This is a genomic window from Brevundimonas sp. R86498, assembly GCF_044598075.1.
Classification (GTDB): domain Bacteria; phylum Pseudomonadota; class Alphaproteobacteria; order Caulobacterales; family Caulobacteraceae; genus Brevundimonas.
In genome coordinates, this window is sequence record NZ_CP139004.1 from 1,289,117 (window position 1) to 1,307,553 (window position 18,437).

The window sequence follows — 18,437 nt, forward strand, 5'->3', positions numbered from 1 at the left end:
CCGGCCCGCGAACCCTCCTCCCCGGACCCGATGCAAGGAAGACCCATGTCCAGCGAAGGCCTGCACGTCAGCCGTGACCGGCTGTCCCGCGACACCCTGCACAAACACTATGCCATCACCTCCCTGATGGAAGAATTGGAGGCCGTCGACTGGTACCGCCAGCGGGCCGAGGACTGCGAGGACGCCGAGCTGAAACGGATCCTGCTGCACAACGCCCGCGAGGAGATTGAACACGCCTGCATGGCGCTGGAATGGCTGCGCCAGAACGACGCCGAGTTTGCTGACCAGATGCGCAAATACCTGTTCAAGGACGGCTCCGTCGCGGCGCGCGAAGAGGCTGTGATGGGCCGCGAGGTCGAACCCTCTTGATCGACCCGGCCGCTCTCGGGGCCCGGATCCGGCCGTGCGGACCGGTGACGGATGCGCCCGCCGCCGACCGGGGGCTGGAGCGTCTGGCGGAGGCGGCCGACGCCGCGGGCTGGCGACCGCTACTGGACGCGGTCGCACCCGCGCTGCGCCCGGTGCTGGCAGCCTCGCCCTATCTGACCGGGCTGATGCGGCGTGGGCCCGAGATCCTGCGCGACGTGCTGGAGGCGGCACCGGAGACAAGGCTGGCCGACCTGCTGGCCCGCACCATCGCACTGACCGGCGGCGCGGACGACATGCGTACGCCGCTCCGCCAGCTGAAGGCTGAACTGCATCTGCTCACTGCCATCGCGGATCTCGGCGGGGTGTGGGATCTGGATAGGGTAACCGGCGCGCTCAGCCGGTTTGCCGATGTCGCCTCCCGGGCCGCCCTCTCCGGCGTGGCCGAGGACCTCCGCCGGCGCGGCAAGCTTCTGACGGCTGCCGACGACACGCGGGGTCCCATCCCGGGGCTGTTCGGGCTGGCCATGGGCAAGCACGGCGCACTGGAGCTGAACTATTCCTCCGACATCGACCTCAGCCTGTTCTTTGACCCTGATGCCCTCGCGCCCGTTCTGGCCGAGGGGACGGAGGCCCAGGGGCTGATGAACCGGGTGGCCCAGGGCATGGCGAGCCTGCTGAGCGAGCGCACTGCCGACGGCTACGTCTTCCGGGTCGATTTGCGACTGCGTCCCGATCCCTCATCGACGCCGCCGGTCGTGGCTGTGCCTATGGCGCTGGATTACTATGAGTCCGTCGGACAGAACTGGGAGCGGGCGGCCTTCATCAAGGCCCGACCCATCTGTGGCGATTTCGCTGCCGCGGACGAGTTTCTGACGGCCTTGATCCCCTTCGTCTGGCGCCGCAGCCTGGACTATCAGGCGGTGCTCGATATCCAGTCGATCAAGCGCCAGATCCACGTCCACAAGACCGGCGAGGGGTTGGCCGCAGCCGGGGCCAATCTGAAGCTCGGGCGCGGCGGCATTCGCGAAATCGAGTTCTACGCCCAGACCCAGCAACTGATCCTCGGTGGACGGGATCCGTCCCTCCGCAGTCCGCAGACGGTCGAGGCTCTCGCCGCTCTGGTCACGACGGGCCATCTGCCTGCCGATGTCGCGGCCGAAATGACCGCGGCCTATGTCGCGCTGCGCGGGCTCGAGCACCGGGTCCAGATGCTGAACGACGAGCAGACCCACGTCCTGCCCGCCGATCCGCTCCGCCGCGCCGCCGTCGCGGCCCTGGTGGGAGAGGGCAATCTCGCCGCCTTCGATACCGGGGTCGAGGCCTTGCTGCTGGGGGTCAACCAGCATTACGGGGCCCTGTTTGAAGGGGAGGAGGAGCTGTCCTCTCCCTTCGGCAGTCTTGTCTTCACCGGAGTCGACAATGACCCGGAAACTCTCGCCACGCTGCAGCGCATGGGGTTCTCCGAGCCTGCGAGCGTCGCGGATACGATCCGGTCCTGGCACCATGGCCGCATTCCGGCGACCCGTTCGGTGCGGGGGCGCGAGCTGTTCACCCGGCTGGCACCGCGCCTGCTGACGGCCCTGGCCCGGACGGGCGCGCCCGATGCCGCCTTCCGCCGCTTCTCGGTCTTCTTCGCGGGCCTCTCGGCGGGGGTGCAGGTCCAGGCCCTGTTTCTGAACCAGCCCGAACTGTTCCAGCGCATCGTTGGCGTGATGGCCTTCGCGCCCCGGCTGGCCCGAACGCTGGGCCGCTATCCGGCCGCGCTTGATTCCATGCTGGATGCCCGGTTCGACACCGAACTGGGCGTCAATACCGGCCTGTTCGACCAGATGGCGGAGGAGGCCGAGGCCGCCGGGGATTTCGAAGGGGCGATGAACGCCGTGCGTCGCCTGCACCGCGAACAGGCCTTCCGCATCGGCATGCAGACGCTCAGCGGCCGGGTCGGGCCGGAGGCGGCAGGCAAGGGATTCACGAATCTGGCGGACGCCGTCATGCGTACCCTGTCGGCCGCCGCCCTGCGCGAGACCGCCCGCCTGGCCGGAGCCATGCAGGGGGCGGTCGCCGTCATCGCGCTCGGCAAGGCTGGCTCGGGCGAGATGACCGCCGGCTCGGATCTGGACCTGATGACCGTCTATGACGCGCCGTCGGACGCGGTTTCGGACGGCCGGGGGTGGTCGGCCGACACCTTCTACGTCCGCTTTACCCAGCGGCTGATCTCGGCGCTGTCTGCCCGTACGGCGGAGGGTGGTCTATACGAGGTCGACATGCGGCTGCGGCCCTCGGGCTCGAAGGGACCGGTGTCGGTGCCCCTGTCCGGCTTTCAACGTTACTATGAGGGCGAGGCGGAGACTTGGGAGTTCATGGCCCTGACGCGCGCCCGGGTGGCCTGGGCCAGTGACGCGGCGTTCGGCGCGCGCGTGACCGCTGCTCTTGAGGCGGCCCTGGGTCGGCCCCGCCCGGGGATAAAGGTTGCCACGGATGTCCGGGCCATGCGCGACCTGATGGAGCGCGAACGCCGCGCCCATGGTTTCTGGGACCTGAAACTGATCCCCGGTGGTCTCGTCGATGCCGAGTTCGTGGGCCAATTCCGCCAGCTCCAGGCGGCCGCAGGGAAGAAGCCGCTCAGCGTGTCGACGCTCGACCAACTGACCGGGGATGCGGCTCTGAAGGAAAGCTGGGCCCTGCATCAGGCCCTCGGTCAACTGCTGGCCTGCGCCTTTGACGACCGGGGGGATCCCGAGGCGGAATCCGCGACCTTCAGGGCCCGTCTGGCCGAGGCGGCCGGCGAACGCGACTTCGACCGTCTCCGGCGACGGCTCGAGCGGGTTCGCAAGGCCGCCCGCCGCGCCTTCGACCGCATCCTGCCGCCCTCGCGCGACGGATTGGCCGGGCACCCGCGTTAGACCATGTGCGGGGGCTTTCGGGGCGCGCCTTGTGGTGTCCCAATGGAGACGCAGATGAAAACGACTGTTCTGGCTACCGGCGTCGCGATCGCCCTGGCCACACTGACGACAGGCACCGTGCTTGCGCAAACGTCGACCCGACCGGCTCCGGCCATGCGAGCGGATGCCGATGGCGACCGCCGTATCAGCCGGGCGGAGTTCATCGACGGCCGCATCAGCCGGATGGCGGCGATCGACGCCAACCGGGACGGCCTGGTCAGCCCGGAGGAGCGACAATCCGGACGCGACACCCGCCGGACGCAGCGGGTCTCGGCCCGCTTCGAGACTCTCGACAAGGACGGCAACGGCGCGATTGACCGTGAGGAGTTTGCCGCGGGTGACAAAATGCAGGGCGAGCGTACCGGCCGCGGTGGACGCCACGGCGCGGGCAATCGTCACGGCGACCGTCGCGGCGGTGCCGGGGATCGCCCCGGCACCACAGAACCCGTCTCCATCGCCGAGGCCCGGACCCGGGTCACCGCCGTGTTCGACCGCATTGACGCCGATCGCGATGGTTTCATCACCGTCGAGGAACGTCGCGCGGGACGGGCGGAGATGCGCGATCAGCGCCGGAGCCGTCGCAATGCCGATCAACCGTCGCCTTCGGCGACTGCTTCGGAATAGGGTCGGTGGGGACGGTCCAATCTGTGGGGCCGTCCCGCCTGTCCGGAAGGGGACCGATTGGCCGCTGTCGACGATCCCGACGAGGATCTGGTTCGCCGTGTGGGGCAGGGGGACGCTGCGGCGATCCAGGCCATGGTCGCCCGCAAGCTGCCGCGCATGCTGACACTCGCCTACCGTATGCTGGGCGACGCTGGCGAAGCCGAGGATGTGGCCCAGGAGACCATGCTGCGGGCCTGGAAACAGGCTCCGCGCTGGCGTCCGGGTCAGGCCCGTTTCGACACCTGGCTTCACCGGGTGGCGCTGAACCTGTGCTACGATCGCCTCCGGCGTCGGCGCGAGATTCCCACCGAGACACCGCCCGATCGACCGGACCCCGGACCGGCCCCCGACCGGGGGCTGCTGGCGGCGGAGCTGGGACTGCGCGTCGACCGCGCGCTTCAGACCCTGCCCGAGCGACAGCGCGAGGCCATCGTGCTGTGTCACTATCAGGAGCTGACCAACATCGAGGCAGCCCGGCTGATGGCGGTCAGCATCGAGGCGCTGGAAAGTCTGCTCTCGCGCGGACGCCGTGCCCTGCGACGCACACTGTCCGATCTGGCTCCGGGTGCTGACCCGGCTGGCAAGGGAGACCCGCAATGACGACAAGACCCATGACCGAGGCCCGCTTCGTCGCCCTCGCTGACGCCTGGGGCGGAGATCTGCAGCGATGGCCGGCCGCAGAGGCAGCGAGCGCCCAACTCTGGGCCGACGCCCATCCTGACGCGGCCGCCCGGGCCCTGTTCGAGGCCCGCCAGACCGATGCCGTCCTCGACCTCGTTCCGCGCCTGTCGGTCTCGACCGCCTTGCGCGACCGCGTCATCGCATCGGCAGCTGGCGCGGGCCTCAGGGCCCGCACGGCCTGGCCGGGTCTGCGTCGTCTGCTCTGGATCGGCGGGGCGGGCTGGGTCGCCGCGGCGTGTGCTGGGGTCCTCTTCGGCGTGACGCTGGGCAGGGATCTGGCGATCGAACAACAGGTAGAACAGGTCCTCGACGAGGCCGTCGCAACGCCCCTGGACGACACGGAGTGGCTGAGTTGAACACGCGCACGCTGGCCATTGGTCTCGGGGCTGCACTCGCGGTTTCTGTAGCCGTCAATCTTTTCGCGGCGACGGCGGCCTACACGGTGCTGACCGGTGGAGACCCGGTCGAATGGCCCCGCGCGGGGCAGGCCGATCATCGGGGCCGCATGACGCCCGGCCAAGTCCTGGCCGATCTTGACCCCGCTACGCGCCGATCGGTTCAACAAGCCCTGCGGGCGGCGTCGCTGCGTGCCCTTCCAGACTTCCAGCAGGCCCGTCAGGCCCGCCGGGACGCTGTCGCCGCCGCCGCTGCAGAGCCCTGGGACCCGGCGCGCGTCACTGCCCTGCTTGAAGCGTCCCGTGTGGCCGAAGCGCGGGGCCGAAAGACTCTGGAGACAGAGACCTTGGCCCTGCTTGGCACCCTCGAGCCGGCCGATCGGGCTGCTGCGGCCCGGATGCTGAACGCCCGAAGTGGGGGTGGCGGTGGCAGAGGGGGGAAGGGCGGCGGTCGCGACCGGCCCGACACGGCCGGCTGATGACTGTCAGGCGGCCCTCGCTTGCGGAATGGTCTCGGCCGCAGGATTGGCGACCGGAATGTCAAAGCTGACGGTCGTCCCCACGCCGGGCTCGCTTTCCATCACCATCCGGCCGTGATGGAGTTCGATCAAGGCCTTGGTGAGCGACAGGCCCAGACCCGTGCCCTGGGTCGTCTTGGAGTGCTGTCCCTCAACCTGTTCAAACGGATTGGCCAGTCTCGCCAGATCCTCTGCCGCGATACCGATGCCGGTATCCGCGACCGCGACCCGGATGCGACCCAGTCCCTGACGCTCCACCGACACAGTGATCTCGCCGCCCTCGGGCGTGAACTTCACGGCGTTCGAAATCAGGTTCAGCATCACCTGCTTCAGGCCGCGATAGTCGGCCTCGATCTCAGGGAGGGCCGGCGCTTTCAGGGCCAGGGTCAGACCGGATTCCTCGGCCTTGCCCCGCATCAGGCGGATGGCCTCCTCGCACAGCTCGGTCAGGGACACGGGTTCATAGTGCAGCGTCATCTTGCCGGCCTCGATCTTGGCCATGTCGAGGATGTCGTTGATCAGGCTCAGAAGGTGCTGGCCGGATTTCAGAATATCCGCCGCATACCCCTTGTAGCGCGCATCGCCCAGGGGCCCGAACATCTCGCCGGCCATGATCTCGGAGAAGCCGTTGATGGCGTTCAGTGGTGTCCGCAGCTCATGGGACATATTGGCCAGGAACTCCGACTTGGCCTGGTTGGCTGCTTCGGCCCGGGTCATGGCGATCTCGTATTTCCGGGCCAGCAGGCTCAGCTTCTCCTGACTGGCCTCCAGCTGTTCGACCGTGACGCTCAGGGAGTTGGCCGCTTTCTGGCGCTCCACCTCCTGGCGCCGGATGGCGGTCACATCGGCAGCGGTGACCACGGTGCCCCCGTCGCCGGTGAACCGCTCGGACAGTTGCAGGACACGCCCGTCGTAGAGCTCCACCTCTCGCGCGCCCGCGCGCCCTTCGGCGGACGGCCTTTCGGTCTTGATGGCCAGGGATGCGATCCGGTTCAGTTCGTCCTTCAGGGCTCCCTTCCGGACGGCTTCGTCGCTGAACCCGAAGGCGTCCTTGAAGGCCTGGTTCCAGAGGATCAGACGGCCGTGTTTGTCGAACAGGACAAAGGCATCTGACACACTCTCGATCCCGTCCCTGAGCCGGTTCTCGGCGGATTGCGCCTGGGCTCGGGCCCGCCGCGCCTCGGTGATGTCCAGGGCCACGCCCAGGATGACGCTGAACCCGTCGTCGCCCCGCGAGCCCCGCGCCTGACCCCGGGCGTTGATCCAGCGCACGCCGCCGGCCTCCAGTGGAACAGGGAAGCTGACCTCGAACGTGCCGAGGGTCGCCGCCTGACGCAGGGCATGCTGGACCAGATCCTGATAGCGCGGGTGGATGCGCGCCATCACGGTTTCGGCCGGTGTCGCACCGCCTTCTGCCAGTCCCAGAAGCGCCGCCATGAAGTCCGACAGGGTGACCTCCCCTGCGGCGAGGTCCCATTCCCACACGCCGCAGCGGGCGGCTTCCACAGCCACGCGGAAGCGCTGCTCGGTCTCGGCCCACTCCCGGGCCGCCCGCGCCTGACGCCATCGCTGCATCAGGTGCAGACCCAGCACCAGTAGCCCCAGACCGAGCGGCGCGATCAGGAGCCAAAGATCGCTGATGAACGCAGCGGCACCGGTCGCTTCCGGACGCCAGGCCACGACGACGAGACCGGTCTCGCCGACGGGGGCAGACAGGGCTTCGACGGCCTGTCCTGGTCGGGGTTGTCCTTTGACCGGCCGGTCTGCGGCGATCAGACTGGCCAGGTCGATGCCCAGTCGCTGCTTCATCGATGTCAGTGGTCCCCCGGCAAGGACCCCCTCGGTGGGAGAGACCACGAGCGTCCGACCGGCCGTTCCCGTCTCCACCGGTGTGCGGGCCACGATGGAACCCGGTCCGGACAGAATCCCTTGCCGATCTTCTGTCGGGCGCAGCTCGGACCCTCGCGCGTCTGCAAGGGGGCGGAAGTCCCGGGCCGAAGCGCCGCTCGCAGCCCGAATGCGTCCCGCGCTGTCCAGGACGGCGAAGGCGCTGTCCGGGGCCTGTCTGCGCCCCGCCTCGGCAGCATCCAGTGGCCGGTCCGGAGCCTGTTGCAGCGCTGCCCGGGCGACGACCAGTCCAAGTGCGGCGCGCGAAAGACGGGCGTCCAGGGTTGCGGCACCGAGGGCGGCGTCACGCTGCAGGGCTTCAGCCCGCAGGACTGTGGCTTCCCGGGCGGGGCGGGTGGTCTCGCGCGCAAACAGCACGACATAGATGGCGAGGCAAAGCGTCAGGGCCAGAACCGCGACCCGACCCCACGCGGGCAGCCCCCGGGGTCGGTCCGAAGACCGGCGTCCTGGCTGCTGGATGCGGCGCTCGCTGCCCCGCAAGGCGCTCTCCCGGACATGATCGACGTGTTCCCGGCCAGGGCGGCAGGCAAGACACGAGCGATTCGACGACAGGCGGGAATCTAGGCTGCGTCGCCGAATCCTGTCGAGGTTTGGTTAATGAAAGCGCTCTGACGCAGCTTCAGCTCTGGACCTTTCCTGCGGGTGGAGAGGCGTCCGGAGCAGGGGCCAGAACCTCCTTGACGGATTTCAGGATGTCACGGGCCTCACGCCCCAGGGCCAGGGTCTCGGGCGGGGCGTCGTCCGGGTTCTCGGCGACGGCGTCCACGAGACGCTCCGCCAGGGCCAGCAGGCGGGGGGCTGCGACGAGCAACCGGGCCTGGAATTCGATGCGGTCCGGGTCCCGATCATACTCCGCACCCGGGACGCGCCAGCCGCCCCAGTCGGCCTTGTCGGTAACGACGACGGGATAGGTCCCGGGCACTGGATGGTGTGGGACATCGTCTGCGGACTGCCACTTGTTGCGCGCCCGCAACAGCCGCCAGCCGCCCAGATCGCCGTCCGCATCGTCCTGCGCGGGTAGCAGCAGTTCGGCGGCCTGGAACTCGCGCCCCAGTCCGACATCATAGGTAACACGGACGGGTTCATCGAAACCCTTGGCCCAGACAGGCTGGACCTTCTCGATCTGGGCCCAGGCACCGACGCACTCGACCCAGACCTTCTGGCCCTTCTGAAACTGCGCGCGCGCCATGTCTTCCCCCTGCTGACCCCCCGAATTGCACCCGCCGTGCTTGACGCACGGTTTCGGGACACGGTGAAGCGAGTGTGAATACGCTCCGGTGTGCGGGCGTCCCCAAGCGTGGCCGTTCATCTTGCTGAATGCCGGACAACGCCGGACTCAGGGCCGTGTCAGCTTCACCGTGGTGTTCTGGTCCTCGCCGCCCGATCCCGGGCCGCGTTGAAGGAAGAAGATCATGACGACCGCCCTGACGAAGAAAGCCCTGCTTTCATTGCTGGCGGCGTCGGCGGTCGCGATCGCGACCCCGACGCTGGCCCAGGACCATGGCCGCGGCCACGACCGTGGTTACAACGGTAGCTACAACGGGGGCTGGAACGGTTCTGGCCTGAACGGCGAACAGGCTCGCCTGGCCCAGCGCATCGACCGCGCAGCATACTACGGTCGCATCAGCCGCCGTGAAGCCGCCGGCCTGCGCTACCAGCTGGAAGAGTATCAGCGCATCGAATGGCGCTACCGCCGCGACGGTCTGAGCCGTTGGGAACGCGAGGACCTGCAGCGCCGTCTGCATCGTATCGAGCGTGACCTGCACGACGAGCGCCGGGACCGCGACGGCCGCCGCTGGTAGGTGATCAGCCCGGCGAGGTGCCGCCTTTCCGGACGGGAAGGCGGCCCTTTCTCTTTGCACCCGTGCCCGCTAAGTCGCCGCCATGACAGCTTCCCGCGACGCCCGATCCATCCTGACCCGTCTCGGGGTGCCGGCCCATGCCTTTGATCCGGCCGGCCTTGCGGTCCGGTCGCCGATCGACGGCTCCACCGGTGACGCCGTCCGGATCGCTGAAGGGACCGCCATCGGGTCTGCCGTGGCCGCTGCGACGGTGGCCTTCGACGCATGGTGCCGCATACCCGCACCCCGTCGGGGCGAGCTGGTCCGCCTGCTGGGCGAGGAGCTGCGCGCGGCCAAGGCGGATCTCGCGGCGCTCGTGACCCTCGAGGCCGGCAAGATCACCTCCGAAGGTCTCGGCGAGGTGCAGGAGATGATCGACATCTGCGACTTCGCCGTCGGCCTGTCGCGCCAGCTGTATGGCCTGACCCTGCCCAGCGAACGGCCCGGCCATCACATGCGCGAGACCTGGCAGCCGCTGGGGCCGGTTGCGGTCATTTCGGCCTTCAACTTCCCGGTCGCGGTCTGGGCCTGGAATGCGGCTCTCGCCCTCGTCTGCGGCGATCCGGTGATCTGGAAGCCGTCGGAGAAGACGCCACTGACCGCCCTGGCTACCCATGCGGTGATGCAGCGGGCGCTGGCCCGTTTCGGCGATGCGCCCGACGGTCTGGTTCAGCTTCTGGTCGGCGGACGGGACGTGGGCGAGGCCCTCGCTGCCGATCCGCGTGTGGCCCTGGTATCCGCCACGGGCTCGACGCGGATGGGCCGGGCGGTGGCCACCACGGTCGCGGGGCGTCTGGGCCGGTCCCTGCTGGAGCTGGGTGGCAACAACGCCATGATTGTCACGCCCTCGGCCGACATGGACATGGCCGTCCGCGCCATCGCCTTCTCGGCGGTCGGCACCTGCGGCCAGCGCTGCACCACCCTGCGCCGCCTGCTGGTGCATGCGGATGTGGCCGAAACCCTGATTGCCCGTCTGTCAAAGGCCTATGAGACCCTGCCGGTCGGTGATCCCCGCGAAGACGGAATTCTGGTCGGCCCCCTGATCGATGAGGCAGCCGGGCAGGGCTTCGACCGTGCAGTCGCTCAGGCGGTGGAGCAAGGCGGTAAGGTCGTGGTCGGAGGCGACCGCAACGGCCTCTATGTCCGGCCGGCCATCGTCCGCATGCCGGCCCAGAGCGCGGTGGTGATGTCCGAGACCTTTGCGCCCATCCTTTACGTCCTGACCTGGCGGGATTTCGACGAGGCGGTGGCGATGCAGAACGCCGTGCCCCAGGGCCTGTCGTCCTGCGTCTTCACCGACAGCGTGCGCGAGGCCGAGGCCTTCCTGTCGGCCTGGGGCTCGGACTGCGGCATCGCCAACGTCAACATCGGGCCCTCGGGAGCCGAGATCGGCGGAGCCTTCGGCGGGGAGAAGGAAACAGGCGGCGGACGCGAGTCCGGCTCGGACGCCTGGAAGGCCTATATGCGTCGCCAGACCCAGACGGTGAACTTCTCCGCCGACCTGCCCCTGGCCCAGGGTGTGCGCTTCGAGGTCTGAGCGCGACGTGATCGCGCCTCGACAGCGCCGCATGCCTCCCCCATTTTCAAAGCATGAACCGCCGCCGCTTCCTGACCCGTGCCGCCCTGCTTGCGGGCGGAGTCGCCGGGGCCTGGTGGCTCCGCGACAATGTCCTGTGGCGCGATCCGGGCGTGACCTTTGCCGCCGAAGGCTCCAGCGGCTGGTTGCCCTATGCCGAGCCCCGGGCCTCCGTGCCAACGGTCAACGTCGAGGTCGCGGGCCAGCCGGTCCGGGCCCTGGTCGATTCCGGGGCCCAGTATTCCGTCATCGACCGCGGCCTGTTTGAAACGCTGGGCCTGCCGCGGGCTTTCGATCTGCCACTCCTGGCCTACGGCGTTGGAGGAACGCCCCAGATGGGCCGCGGCACGACCCTGGATGTCCGCGTCGGGGGCCTGCGGGTCGAGGCGCTCCGCACCGCCATTCTCGAACTGGGGCCGCTGGCCATGCGCGACGGCCTTTCGGCACCCCTGATTCTCGGACAGGACCTTCTGGGGGAGGTGGTCCTTGAGCTGGATACCGAGGCGCGCCGGCTGCGTTTCATCGCCCGCGATGGGCACGTCCTGCCGGACGATGTCGCGCCTATCCCCGTGCGAAAATCGGGCGGGGCGCTGTCGACCGAGGTCACCGTCGAGGGCTCCACCCTGGATGCCGTGGTCGACACCGGGGCCTCCGCCCTTCTGGCGCTTGCCCGTGAGGCGGCCGAAAGCGCCGGTCTTCTGGACGGCCGGCCCTCCCGCGAGGGGGCCAGTATCGTGCTGGGTGGCGCCATCGCTTCCATCATCGTCCGTTCACGGACAATCACCGTGGGTGATCAGCTCTACCGCGATGTCGAGACCCCCATCTATGCGAACGTCGCCCTGCCGGGGTTCCCCACAGCCCTGCTGGGCATGGAAGCGTTCGCGGGCCGCCGGATGGTGCTGGACCTCGGCGGCGGGGCCCTGCATGCCTCGCGCCCGCTGGATCTGACCATCGGGCCTCAGGGCCGGGTCTGACCGGTGCCCCGCACCAGATATTTGTAGCTGGTCAGCTGTTCGGCCCCCACGGGCCCCCGGGCATGCAGGCGCGAGGTGGAGATGCCGATCTCGCCGCCAAAGCCGAACTCCCCTCCGTCGGCGAACTGGGTCGAGGCGTTCCACAGCACGATGGCACTGTCGACGACCTCAAGGAAGCGCGCCGCCGCGTCCGCGTCCTCCGCCACGATCGCATCGGTGTGGCCGGATCCGTGCCGGCGGATATGCTCCAGCGCCGCGTCCAGCCCGTCGACCACGCGGACCGCCAGCACGGGAGCCAGAAACTCATGGCCCCAATCCTCGGGCGTGGCCGCGCGCATGGCCGGCACCAGCGCCCGGGCCTCCTCGTCGCCGCGCAGCTCGCACCCGGCGGCCATCAGGGCCTCGGCCACGGGGGGCAGCAGGCGTGCCGCCCCCGCCCGGTCGACCAGCAGGGTCTCGGTCGATCCGCACACCGACACCCGCCGCATCTTGGCGTTCACGACGACCGCAGCGGCCATGTCCGGATCGGCCGAGGCGTCCAGATAGGTGTGGTTGATCCCCTCCAGATGCCCCAGCACTGGCACCCGCGCCTCGGCCTGGACCCGCGCCACGAGGCTCTTGCCGCCGCGCGGGATCAGCAGGTCGATCGTGCCGTTCAGCCCGGTCAGCAGGGCTCCGACCGCCGCCCGGTCCGGCGTGTCCAGCAGCTGGACGGCGTCCGCCGGCAATCCTGCCGCCGCCAGCCCCTCGACCACCGCCGCATGGATTGCCAGGGCACTGTCCAGACAGTCCGAGCCGCAGCGCAGGATCGCGACATTGCCCGACCGCAGGCAAAGGGCGGCCGCGTCGGCGGTCACATTGGGCCGGCTCTCATAGATGATGGCCAGCACGCCCAGCGGCGTCCGCACCCGGGCGAAGTCCAGCCCGTTGGGGCGGGTCCATCGCGCCGTCTCGACGCCCAACGGATCGGCAAAAGCCGCGACCTCGTCCACCGCCGCGGCCATGGCCTCGATGCGCGCGGGCGTCAGCGCCAGCCGGTCCAGCTGGGCCTCGGCCATGCCGTTGGCCCGGCCCCGGTCGAGGTCGCGGGTATTGGCCTCCAGAATCGCGGCCGCCCGGTTGCGCAACGCACCGGCCATGGCGGTCAGCGCCGCAGAGCGAACCTCCGCCGGTGCGACCCGTACCGCCTCCGACGCCGCCCGCGCCCGGTCGCCCATCGCCTGCATGCGGGTGTTCAGATCGCTCATGGGCTCAGCACCAGATCGTCGCGGTGAATGGCGACCCCGGGGCCCTTGTAGCCCACCAGCGCCTCGATTTCACCGGAGTGCCGGCCCCGGATACGTTCCATCTCATCCCCGGCATAGGCCGCCAGCCCCACCCCGAGCGTCCGCCCGTCTGTAGCAAGAACCCGCACGCAATCGCCGCGGTCGAACCGTCCCTCCACGGCCCGGACACCCGAGGCCAGCAGACTGCGGCCATCGCCCAGCGCCCCGGCGGCCCCGTCATCCACGGTCAGGGACCCGGCCGGCTCGAGGCTGCCTGCGATCCACGACTTGTAGGCCTGCATGGGGGTCCCGGGGGCGGTGATCAGACTGGCCCGCGCCCCGGCCGCGACCGCCGCCAGCGGCCGCTTGACCAGCCCCGAGACGATCAATGTGGCGCAGCCGGCCGAGCGCGCGATCCGCGCCGCCTCCAGCTTGGTCGCCATCCCGCCCGTGCCGACACCGGCCTCGGCATTCGATCCCCCGGCCATGGCCAGCACCTCGGGGCCCAGCGTCTCGATCAGCGGCAGGTGCCGGGCCTCCGGGTCCCGCCGCGGATCGGCCGTGTACAGGCCATCGACGTCGGACAGCAAAATTAGCAGGTCGGCCCGCACCAGCTGGGCCGTCCGCGCCGCCAGCCGGTCGTTGTCGCCGTAGCGGATCTCCTCGGTCGCCACCGTATCGTTCTCGTTGACGACCGGCACGGCCCCCAGTTTCAGCAGGGCCTCCATGGTGGCGCGGGCGTTCAGCCAGCGGCGGCGGCGCTCGGTGTCGTCCCGGGTCAGCAGAACCTGCGCCGGGAACAGGTCCGCCCCCGCCAGCGCCGCCTCCCAGGCCTGCATCAGCAGCGACTGGCCCACGGCGGCCGCCGCCTGTTTCTCGTCCAGCCGCGCATTCTTCTCCAGGCCCAGTCGCCCCCGGCCCAGGGCCACGGCCCCGGACGAGACCAGAACCACCTGCCGGCCGTCCCGTCGCAACGCGGCCAGATCCTGCGCCAGTCCGGTCAGCCACGCCACGGCCGGAGCCTTGCGGGCCGGATCGACCACCAGCGAGGACCCCACCTTGACGACGATGCGCCGCGCCGCCTTCAGGCGGGCAGCGGGCGTCAGGGGGGCGGGGGCAGGCGCGGAGGAGGACGTCACGCCGCGACCATGCCGCGCCGCCTCGCTCGCAACAAGCGGTCCCTACAGGCTGGCGAAGGTATCGCAGCTTGCAGGGTCGCCGGACTGGTAGCCGCGCTGCAGCCACTGCATCCGCTGTTCCGAGGTGCCGTGGGTGAAGCTTTCCGGGCTCACCTGACCGCTGGAGCGGCGCTGCAGGGCGTCGTCCCCGATCGCCGAAGCGGTGCGCAGTCCCTCTTCCAGATCCCCGGCTTCCAGCGCGACCTCACCGCCCGAGACCGCAGCGGCATTGGCCGCCCAGAACTCCGGCATAGCAGTCGGCCTGCAGCTCCAGCGCCACGGAGTAGCGGTTGGCCTCGGCTTCCGACCCCGCCGCCTGCTGGGCCCGCCGGACCTCGTCCGAGGCCCCCGTCAGGGTCTGCACATGGTGGCCGATCTCATGCGCCAGCACATAGGCGCGGGCAAAGTCGGCCCCGGAAGCGCCCAGCTGGGTCTCCATCTCCTGCCAGAAGGCGAGATCCAGAAACACCTGCTGGTCGGCGGGACAGTAGAAGGGGCCCATGGCAGACTGACCAAAACCGCAACCGGTCTGGGTGCCCTGTTCGTAGAGGACGATATTGGCGGGGGGACGATAGCCGTCCAGCTTCGTCGCCCACACATCGTTGATGTTGCGCCCGACGACATCGACGAACAGCCCGGCCTGATCCTCCGGGGTGCCCTGTCGGCCCTCCTGGGCGGATCCGGCCGCCCCGAACTGGCTGGCGACCTGGGTCGTGGTCGATGGATCGATGCCGAAAACGAAATAGCCGATCAGGGCCAGAACTGCGACGCCGATCCCGCCGCCGGCGACCGCGCCGCCGCCCATGCCGCGGCGATCCTCGATCCCGCCGCCCCGCTGTCCGCCCTGCCAACGCATGCTGCAATCCCCCGTCCGATATTCAAGCTATGCCGGAACGCTGTGACAGGGGAAGGGATGCATGGCGCTCAGCGGGGCGTGCGGGCCAACCAGTCGTCGATCTGGCCGACGCCAGCCGCCACCGCTTCACGGCTCGCGGTGGCGCGTTCGCGCGCCTCGCGTTCTTCTGCCGGTGACCGCAGCGGCCGCTCCAGCCGGATATACGGTTCGGGCTGTCGTGCCGCCTCGATCTCGAGCGCCCGTAGCCGCGCCTCGGTCGCGAACTGGCGGGCGAGCGCCGCCTGTTCGGCCGCCGACAGCCGCTGGACTTCCAGCCGGTAGCGCAGGCGATCCGCCATCGGGTCGCCAATGTAGGGCTGGCCCGGATAGGCGGCGATCTGGGCCGCTGCGGGCCCGGCGACCGTCACGGTGGCAAGGGCGGCCAGAAGGAGCGATGTGCGGGTCATGACCTTCACATGGGGCCCCCGACCCTTCGCGCCAAGCGGTGCCGCAGCTGGTCAGGCCATCGCCCAGACGCTGGAGCGTTTGATGGCGAAATCCTCCAGCTCGCGCGTCGTCGGCACCTGGTATTCCGCCAGAAGGACCAGCCCCTCGCTGCGGAAATAGGTCCTGTGCGGATCCCCGATCAGCACCCGCGACCCCTGCCGCCGTGCCGTCCCCAGCCAGTCCATCACCCGGTCGGTCATAGGCTTCTCGTAACAGACATCGCCGGCGCAGATGACGTCGACCTCCGGCGGTGGCTCGTCCAACAGATCGACATCGGTGAACGCCAGCGCCACGCCGTTGGCCGTGGCGTTCAGGGTCACGGCGGCCGCACAGAAGGGATCGATGTCGGCGGCCAGCACCTGCGTGGCCCTGGCCTTCATCGCTGCGATCCCGACCAGCCCGGACCCAGTGGCGAAATCCAGCACGCTCTTGCCCGCCACCTCGGCCGGGGTGTCCAGCAGCCAGCGCGCCAGACCCTGCCCGCCCGACCACGCGAAGGCCCAGAACGGCGGCGGCAGGCCCAGTTCGCCCAGTTCCTCCTCGGTCATCCGCCAGATCGGCGTGATCTCGTCCGCCAGCCAGAGCGAGATTTCCGGTGTGTGGGGCACGGCCTGCAGCCGGGTGTTGGCCAGGATAAAGGCGGCAGGGTCCGTGATCATCGGACCGGTGTGGGCGCTGGCGGCGGCGGACGCTAGAGCCACTGGCACAGCATGGCCCGGACCTCGACCCGCGCCTTCAGCCGGCTGGCCAGCAGATAGACCCCGCCCAGCTTGCGCTGCACGAACAGGGTATCGATCGGCGGCACGTGCCAGACCGACCGGTCCTCGGCGAAACTCATCCCGCGGTCGCGTAGCTTCGCGGTCACCGAGGTGTCGCCGAAATCAAACGCGCCCTCGCCCCGGAAGGGAGCAAGGGCGAGGTCGAACATCGCCGCGAGGCCTTCAGCATCCTTGGCCATGGCGCGGTCGTCGAAGAAGCCGATTGCCTGCGCGGCCTCGATCGCTGCATCCCGGTCGTCGGCGAGGGCGGCGCGCATCAGCACGCGATAGCCTTCGGCCAGCGTTTTCGGAATGGGGCGGGTCGCCCCGAAGTCGAGCAGCACCAGCCGCCCCTGCGCATCCAGCCGGTAGTTGGCGAAGTTGGGATCGGTCTGCATCAGGCCGAACTCGAACAGCTCGCGCAGCAAAAGCTGGATCAGCAGGGTCGCGACCCGGTCGCGCTCCGCCTGCGGCCGGTCGGTCAGCGACTCGACGGGCACGCCCTCGACATAACCCATGGCCAGAACGTCGGGGCGCGTCAGCCCGGGATAGAGGGTCGGCACGACATAGTCCGGATCGCCTGCCAGCAGCTCACCGAACCGCGCCAGATGCGCGCCCTCCCGCTCATAGTCGGCCTCCTCGTGAAGCTGGCGCTTGGCCTCGACCAGCAGGGGCCCGAGGTTGATCTCGCGCGGCAGGATGCCCGAGACCCGCATCAGGGTGGCGACGTTGTCGACGTCGCTATCGATGCTGTGCCGGACCCCGGGATACTGGACCTTGATGGCCAGGTCCTCGCCCTCGATGGTCGTGGCCCGGTGGACCTGTCCGATGGAGGCTGCTGCGACGGGATCCAGACCGAAGGTCCCGAACCGCGCTTCCCAGCCGCGCCCCCAGCGGCGGTTCAGGGCCGCCTGCAGCTGGACCGGCGGCATGGGCCGGGCATCGGCCCTGAGCCGTGACAGGATCTCTGACAACTCGGGCGGCAACAGGTCGCCCGCGTCCATCGACATCAGCTGTCCGACCTTCATGGCCGCCCCGCGCAGCTGGGCCAGCTCCTCGGTGACCCGCAGGGCATTGGCCGGGGTCATCAGCAGGTCGCCTACTGTCGGCCTGCCCCCGCGCGCCAGCTGCCGGGCCCCCTCGGCCAGCATATTGCCGGCCACGCCGGAGGCCAGACCGCCGAAGCGGGCCAGCCGGGACAGGCGTCCGGTCGGGACGGAAACACCGCGGGATTGGACAGAGGGCTGACGCATGGGCGTCGTCTGCGCGCGTGGGGCCCGTTCCCGCAATGCGGCATGGAGTAGCCGTCCGCCCCACGGTCAACGGTCTGGATCGCAAAATGTCATCCACACCTGACAAAAGTCAGGTTGACATTACTTTTGGGCGATGTAACGTAAGCCTTACAAACGGAGAACAGAACATGCTCAACAACAGCTTCACAAAAGGGACGCCGGAGGGCCGGAAATACGTGATCCGGACCATGGCGTTCATGAGCGGCTATGTCGCGGTCAACGTCATGGCGATCTTCGGCGCGTTCGATGAAATCATCGGCCGTCCCATCGCCTGGGGTCTCGCCCTCTCGGTCGCGGCCCCCGTGATCGGCCAGATCTGGGCCACCCTGTCATTGCTCAAGAACTCCGACGAGTTCGTGCGCGGGATGTTGACCAAGGTCTTCGTCATCGCGACCGGCCTGACGCTCGCGGTCTGCACTGTCTGGGGCTTCGGGGAAAGCTATGCGGGGGCACCGCACATCCCGGCGTGGATCGCCTATCCAGTGTTCTGGGCCTGTTTCGGTCTGGTCTCGCCCTTCGTGCGGACGTCGGACGTATGAAGAACACACTCCGCGATCTCCGCGCTTCGAGGGGCTGGACCCAGGAACAGCTGGGCCAGGCGCTGGGGGTCTCGCGCCAGGCCGTGAACGCCCTCGAGACCGAGAAGCACGACCCCTCACTGGACCTCGCCTACCGGATCGCCGTGCTGTTCGACCGCCCGGTCGAGGCGATCTTCGACAATCCCCACGCCTGACG

At 69.4% G+C, this 18,437-nt stretch carries 18 protein-coding genes and 1 pseudogene; 11 read left to right on the forward strand and 8 right to left on the reverse strand.

Annotated features, from left to right (window positions below; genetic code table 11):
* The first annotated feature begins 45 nt into the window (after positions 1 to 45).
* Genes SJY26_RS06360 through SJY26_RS06385 form a run of 6 tightly spaced genes read left to right on the forward strand, consistent with a single transcriptional unit; the run spans position 46 to position 5,529 of the window.
* Positions 46 to 369, forward strand: a complete 324-nt coding sequence (locus tag SJY26_RS06360; RefSeq protein ID WP_396595294.1) for a ferritin — start codon at positions 46 to 48, stop codon at positions 367 to 369.
* Positions 297 to 3,272 carry a bifunctional [glutamine synthetase] adenylyltransferase/[glutamine synthetase]-adenylyl-L-tyrosine phosphorylase gene (locus tag SJY26_RS06365; RefSeq protein WP_396595718.1) on the forward strand — a complete coding sequence of 992 codons (2,976 nt, stop codon included), beginning with the start codon at positions 297 to 299 and terminating at the stop codon, positions 3,270 to 3,272. The genes SJY26_RS06360 and SJY26_RS06365 overlap by 73 nt, the downstream gene beginning before the upstream one ends.
* Before the next feature lie 54 nt (positions 3,273 to 3,326).
* Positions 3,327 to 3,935, forward strand: a complete 609-nt coding sequence (locus SJY26_RS06370) for an EF-hand domain-containing protein (protein WP_396595295.1) — start codon at positions 3,327 to 3,329, stop codon at positions 3,933 to 3,935.
* 57 nt (positions 3,936 to 3,992) lie between these two features.
* Entirely contained in the window at positions 3,993 to 4,574 is a 582-nt protein-coding gene (locus SJY26_RS06375; RefSeq protein ID WP_396595296.1) for an RNA polymerase sigma factor, read from the forward strand.
* Positions 4,571 to 5,011, forward strand: coding sequence for a hypothetical protein (locus SJY26_RS06380; protein ID WP_396595297.1), 441 nt, complete (start codon positions 4,571 to 4,573; stop codon positions 5,009 to 5,011). The genes SJY26_RS06375 and SJY26_RS06380 overlap by 4 nt, the downstream gene beginning before the upstream one ends.
* Positions 5,008 to 5,529 carry a periplasmic heavy metal sensor gene (locus tag SJY26_RS06385; protein WP_396595298.1) on the forward strand — a complete coding sequence of 174 codons (522 nt, stop codon included), beginning with the start codon at positions 5,008 to 5,010 and terminating at the stop codon, positions 5,527 to 5,529. The genes SJY26_RS06380 and SJY26_RS06385 overlap by 4 nt, the downstream gene beginning before the upstream one ends.
* Positions 5,530 to 5,535: 6 nt before the next feature.
* On the opposite strand, the gene SJY26_RS06390 is transcribed toward SJY26_RS06385, so the two are convergent.
* Positions 5,536 to 7,956 carry an ATP-binding protein gene (locus SJY26_RS06390; protein ID WP_396595299.1) on the reverse strand — a complete coding sequence of 807 codons (2,421 nt, stop codon included), beginning with the start codon at positions 7,954 to 7,956 and terminating at the stop codon, positions 5,536 to 5,538.
* Positions 7,957 to 8,095: 139 nt separating this feature from the next.
* The gene (locus SJY26_RS06395) at positions 8,096 to 8,665 is read right to left on the reverse strand and encodes a hypothetical protein (protein WP_396595300.1); all 570 of its coding nucleotides are present in this window, start codon (positions 8,663 to 8,665) and stop codon (positions 8,096 to 8,098) included.
* Between the two features lie 223 nt (positions 8,666 to 8,888).
* Between SJY26_RS06395 and SJY26_RS06400 the strand changes: the two genes are divergently transcribed.
* From SJY26_RS06400 to SJY26_RS06410, 3 genes are all read left to right on the forward strand, one after another.
* Entirely contained in the window at positions 8,889 to 9,278 is a 390-nt protein-coding gene (locus SJY26_RS06400) for a hypothetical protein (RefSeq protein ID WP_396595301.1), read from the forward strand.
* A gap of 82 nt (positions 9,279 to 9,360) precedes the next feature.
* Positions 9,361 to 10,854: an aldehyde dehydrogenase family protein gene (locus SJY26_RS06405; protein ID WP_396595302.1), complete on the forward strand. Its 1,494-nt coding sequence runs from the start codon at positions 9,361 to 9,363 to the stop codon at positions 10,852 to 10,854.
* A gap of 53 nt (positions 10,855 to 10,907) precedes the next feature.
* Positions 10,908 to 11,867 (forward strand): retropepsin-like aspartic protease, encoded by a 960-nt coding sequence (locus SJY26_RS06410; protein WP_396595303.1) that lies wholly within the window; start codon positions 10,908 to 10,910, stop codon positions 11,865 to 11,867.
* Here SJY26_RS06410 and SJY26_RS06415 read toward each other — a convergent pair.
* From SJY26_RS06415 to SJY26_RS06440, 6 genes and pseudogenes are all read right to left on the reverse strand, one after another.
* Positions 11,852 to 13,114: a glutamate-5-semialdehyde dehydrogenase gene (locus SJY26_RS06415; protein WP_396595304.1), complete on the reverse strand. Its 1,263-nt coding sequence runs from the start codon at positions 13,112 to 13,114 to the stop codon at positions 11,852 to 11,854. The two genes, SJY26_RS06410 and SJY26_RS06415, sit on opposite strands and share 16 nt — an antisense overlap.
* The gene (proB, locus tag SJY26_RS06420) at positions 13,111 to 14,238 is read right to left on the reverse strand and encodes a glutamate 5-kinase (RefSeq protein WP_396595719.1); all 1,128 of its coding nucleotides are present in this window, start codon (positions 14,236 to 14,238) and stop codon (positions 13,111 to 13,113) included. Before proB ends, SJY26_RS06415 begins: the two co-directional genes overlap by 4 nt.
* 75 nt (positions 14,239 to 14,313) lie before the next feature.
* Positions 14,314 to 15,166: pseudogene (locus SJY26_RS06425) on the reverse strand (neutral zinc metallopeptidase).
* Between the two features lie 68 nt (positions 15,167 to 15,234).
* Positions 15,235 to 15,612, reverse strand: coding sequence for a hypothetical protein (locus SJY26_RS06430; RefSeq protein ID WP_396595305.1), 378 nt, complete (start codon positions 15,610 to 15,612; stop codon positions 15,235 to 15,237).
* A gap of 51 nt (positions 15,613 to 15,663) precedes the next feature.
* Positions 15,664 to 16,311, reverse strand: a complete 648-nt coding sequence (locus SJY26_RS06435; RefSeq protein WP_396595720.1) for a class I SAM-dependent methyltransferase — start codon at positions 16,309 to 16,311, stop codon at positions 15,664 to 15,666.
* 32 nt (positions 16,312 to 16,343) lie between these two features.
* Positions 16,344 to 17,663, reverse strand: a complete 1,320-nt coding sequence (locus tag SJY26_RS06440; protein WP_396595306.1) for an ABC1 kinase family protein — start codon at positions 17,661 to 17,663, stop codon at positions 16,344 to 16,346.
* A gap of 167 nt (positions 17,664 to 17,830) precedes the next feature.
* Here SJY26_RS06440 and SJY26_RS06445 point away from each other — a divergent pair, with 167 nt between their 5' ends.
* Both SJY26_RS06445 and SJY26_RS06450 read left to right on the forward strand, forming a co-directional pair.
* Positions 17,831 to 18,241, forward strand: a complete 411-nt coding sequence (locus SJY26_RS06445) for a hypothetical protein (RefSeq protein ID WP_396595307.1) — start codon at positions 17,831 to 17,833, stop codon at positions 18,239 to 18,241.
* Entirely contained in the window at positions 18,238 to 18,435 is a 198-nt protein-coding gene (locus SJY26_RS06450; RefSeq protein WP_396595308.1) for a helix-turn-helix transcriptional regulator, read from the forward strand. Before SJY26_RS06445 ends, SJY26_RS06450 begins: the two co-directional genes overlap by 4 nt.
* The last annotated feature ends 2 nt before the right edge of the window (positions 18,436 to 18,437 follow it).

Bases quoted from the DNA above. Each gene is read 5' to 3' on its own strand.
- SJY26_RS06415 (WP_396595304.1), bottom strand. From the start codon at position 13,114: ATGAGCGATCTGAACACCCGCATGCAGGCGATGGGCGACCGGGCGCGG.
- SJY26_RS06400 (WP_396595301.1), top strand. From the start codon at position 8,889: ATGACGACCGCCCTGACGAAGAAAGCCCTGCTTTCATTGCTGGCGGCG.
- SJY26_RS06395 (WP_396595300.1), bottom strand. From the start codon at position 8,665: ATGGCGCGCGCGCAGTTTCAGAAGGGCCAGAAGGTCTGGGTCGAGTGC.
- SJY26_RS06360 (WP_396595294.1), top strand. From the start codon at position 46: ATGTCCAGCGAAGGCCTGCACGTCAGCCGTGACCGGCTGTCCCGCGAC.
- SJY26_RS06435 (WP_396595720.1), bottom strand. From the start codon at position 16,311: ATGATCACGGACCCTGCCGCCTTTATCCTGGCCAACACCCGGCTGCAG.
- SJY26_RS06440 (WP_396595306.1), bottom strand. From the start codon at position 17,663: ATGCGTCAGCCCTCTGTCCAATCCCGCGGTGTTTCCGTCCCGACCGGA.
- SJY26_RS06450 (WP_396595308.1), top strand. From the start codon at position 18,238: ATGAAGAACACACTCCGCGATCTCCGCGCTTCGAGGGGCTGGACCCAG.
- SJY26_RS06410 (WP_396595303.1), top strand. From the start codon at position 10,908: ATGAACCGCCGCCGCTTCCTGACCCGTGCCGCCCTGCTTGCGGGCGGA.
- SJY26_RS06370 (WP_396595295.1), top strand. From the start codon at position 3,327: ATGAAAACGACTGTTCTGGCTACCGGCGTCGCGATCGCCCTGGCCACA.
- SJY26_RS06380 (WP_396595297.1), top strand. From the start codon at position 4,571: ATGACGACAAGACCCATGACCGAGGCCCGCTTCGTCGCCCTCGCTGAC.
- SJY26_RS06430 (WP_396595305.1), bottom strand. From the start codon at position 15,612: ATGACCCGCACATCGCTCCTTCTGGCCGCCCTTGCCACCGTGACGGTC.
- SJY26_RS06405 (WP_396595302.1), top strand. From the start codon at position 9,361: ATGACAGCTTCCCGCGACGCCCGATCCATCCTGACCCGTCTCGGGGTG.
- SJY26_RS06445 (WP_396595307.1), top strand. From the start codon at position 17,831: ATGCTCAACAACAGCTTCACAAAAGGGACGCCGGAGGGCCGGAAATAC.